Source organism: Methylophaga sp. UBA4204 (genome assembly GCF_002379485.1).
Classification (GTDB): Bacteria; Pseudomonadota; Gammaproteobacteria; order Nitrosococcales; family Methylophagaceae; genus Methylophaga.
This window is the reverse complement of sequence record NZ_DFTU01000051.1, coordinates 15,651-18,359: the sequence shown is the minus strand read 5'-3', so window position 1 is coordinate 18,359 and position 2,709 is coordinate 15,651. Positions and strand designations below refer to the sequence as shown.

The 2,709-nt window shown below is 46.6% G+C and carries 4 protein-coding genes; all 4 read right to left on the bottom strand.

Annotated features, from left to right (window positions below):
* A partial coding sequence (locus B3182_RS07485; RefSeq protein ID WP_292752175.1) for a proton-conducting transporter membrane subunit occupies nucleotides 1-776 on the bottom strand: 776 nt, incomplete at its 3' end.
* A gap of 142 nt (nucleotides 777-918) precedes the next feature.
* Complete coding sequence (locus B3182_RS07480; protein ID WP_292354040.1) at nucleotides 919-1,410, bottom strand: c-type cytochrome; 492 nt, start codon at nucleotides 1,408-1,410, stop codon at nucleotides 919-921.
* Between the two features lie 58 nt (nucleotides 1,411-1,468).
* Nucleotides 1,469-2,473 carry a zinc-binding alcohol dehydrogenase family protein gene (locus B3182_RS07475; protein ID WP_292354042.1) on the bottom strand — a complete coding sequence of 335 codons (1,005 nt, stop codon included), beginning with the start codon at nucleotides 2,471-2,473 and terminating at the stop codon, nucleotides 1,469-1,471.
* A gap of 2 nt (nucleotides 2,474-2,475) precedes the next feature.
* The coding region (locus B3182_RS07470) for a DUF1841 family protein (protein ID WP_292752172.1) at nucleotides 2,476-2,709 on the bottom strand (234 nt) is incomplete at its 5' end.

Below are 2,709 nucleotides of genomic sequence, written 5' to 3'. Positions count from 1 at the left end.
ATACCGGCTTTCACCATAGTGGCAGAATGCAGATAAGCTGAGACCGGGGTAGGGGCAGCCATCGCATGCGGCAGCCAGAAATGGAATGGAAACTGCGCTGATTTGGTGAATACCCCCAGCAAAATCAGTAGCAATGTCGGCAGATATAAATCATGACCTCTGATTAAATCGCCCGACGCCAGCACTTGAGTCAGTTCATAACTGCCAACAATATGGCCCAGTAATAACACGCCACCCAATAAGGCCAAACCACCTGCGCCGGTGATCGCTAAGGCCATTCTCGCACCTTGACGGGCATCCTGACGATGCTGCCAATAACTGATCAGCAGGAATGACGTTATTGAGGTGAGTTCCCAGAATACGACCAGTTGCAACAGGTTTTCAGATAATACGATGCCCAGCATAGAGCCCATAAACATCAGCATATAGGCGTAAAACCGCCCCATAGAATCTTTGGCTGACAGGTAGTAGCGAGCATAAAAAATAACAAGCAGACCGATCAGCAGAATCAGCAAGGCAAATAACAGCGCTAAGCCATCAAGCCTGAAGGCAATGTTAAAACCAATAGCTGGTAGCCATGACCATTGTTGAATGAGGGTTTCGCCAGCAAATACAGCTTGCATGGACGGGAATAGAATCGCCAAGGTTAACAATGTTGTCAGTCCAGCTACCCAGGCAGAAGCCAATCGATTGTATCGGGTAGACCATGCAGCAAGTGGAGCGGCTGCAAATGGGAGGAGTGCGGCTAAGGGAAGATTAAAACTGAGTAAGCTCATGGCGGCTAATGTGATCCCTGTCGATGCTAGACGATAATCGTTTCAGCATGTGGCTTAGAATGATTAAATTTTACTCGCTGAGTTTTCAGTTATCCGTGAGCACCGAATATGTTCGGTGCTCACGGACTAATATTTTTATCGGTTATTCAGCCGATGAGGTCATGTAGTCGACGGCAGCCTTAACTTCATCATCACTCAGTTTTGGATTGCCACCACGTGCCGGCATCATATTAAAACCGTTGATAGCATGAGTATAGAGAGTATCCATGCCTTTTTCGATACGGGGAGCCCAATCATTTGCATTACCAATTTTGGGCGAATTCATCATACCGGTTGAATGGCAGACCGCACAAACCTGAGTCACAACTTGTTTACCGACGCTAGCATCGGCAGCATCATCTGCAGCCTCAGTTTCCTCAGCTGTGGGAGCCTCTGCAACCTGTTCTTCACCAATGTTTACTTTGGCTACTGGTTTTAATCGCTCTGCAATTGCTTCAGCATCCATGGGCTCAGGTTCGACTACATTGTCGGCAATAGACAGCATATTCGACAAAATTAAATTAGCGATTAAAAACAATACCCCGACAACAATTAAACTGCCGATCAGGTACTTTGGTGTATTAGAAGATTGCATGGTTTACCTCTGACTCCATAATAGTGGCATTAATTATACGGGCATATGTTCAGCCGCGCTATGTATCAGATAGCGCTCCAAGCGTGATTTTTCCGATTGTTTGACCCAGGCTTAATAAATGATGAGCCTGATCAAGTGTTTGTGGCGTTAACTGATCAAAATGCTGCTGCGAAACAGGTTGTAACTGGTTTAAATCAGCCATCTCTGCAATACGTTGCAGAATATAGCCCTGTTGCTGAATATCAGCTGTTTTCATATTAGGACGGGTAAACATAAACTCCCATACCAGACCGGCGCTTTTGTTTTTTAACAGGTTCAAATCCACTGGTTGCTGGAAGCTGACCACGAGGGCGATTAACCCTTGAGGTGCAATCAGTTCAACCATTTGCGGGTAGTAATAATCACTGTCATTCAGACACAGAATATAATCTGCAGCTGGCAAATTTGCTGCCTGATAATTATCTTTCAACTCACCTTTGTGACTAATCACCACATCCGCACCTAATTTTTTACACCATTTTTGTGTTTCTGGCCGTGATGCCGTGGCAACCACCTTGAGGCTGGTGAGTTGTTTTGCCAGCTGAATCGCCATCGATCCGACACCACCGGCAGCGCCAATAATTAATAAGGTTTTATCGCTATCTTTTTCTGCATCAATTTTCAGTCGATCAAACAGCGACTCCCAAGCTGTCAAAGCTGTGAGTGGTAACGCAGCTGCCTGATGGGGCTGCAATGATTTTGGCGCTTTGGCAATAATCCGTGAATCCACCAGTTGATGAGTTGCGTAACAGCCATCACGGCCAATATCACCGGCATAGAAGACTTTATCCCCCACCTGAAAGTTCTGACATTGTTCGCCAACGTCAGTGATGATTCCAGCAGCATCCCAACCGATGGTTTTGCCATTGGAGGCATCCTGAATAGTTGATTTCACTTTCAGATCCACCGGATTAACCGCGACAGCTTCTACTGAGACCACAACATCGTAACCCGTGGCTTTGGGCATTTCTTTTTGAACACGTTGGGCGGGGCCGGTTGCATGGTGAAATTGTAATGCTTGCATAACTATTTCTCCGTTAAACGTTGAAGTGCATTGAGATAAGCGGTTTCGGATGGCGGTTGTTGGTTTTGCTGGGCCAACCACAACTGTTCTGCCAGACAGTCAACCATCATATGCTGTGCTTTATGCTCATCAGCCGTTTGGGCGATTAGCCGCTGATAGGCCTGTACGATTCCGGCTGGACGATCAGTGGAAAGCTGTTCAAGCACCGCAATATGCAGGCCCATATGCAGATAGGG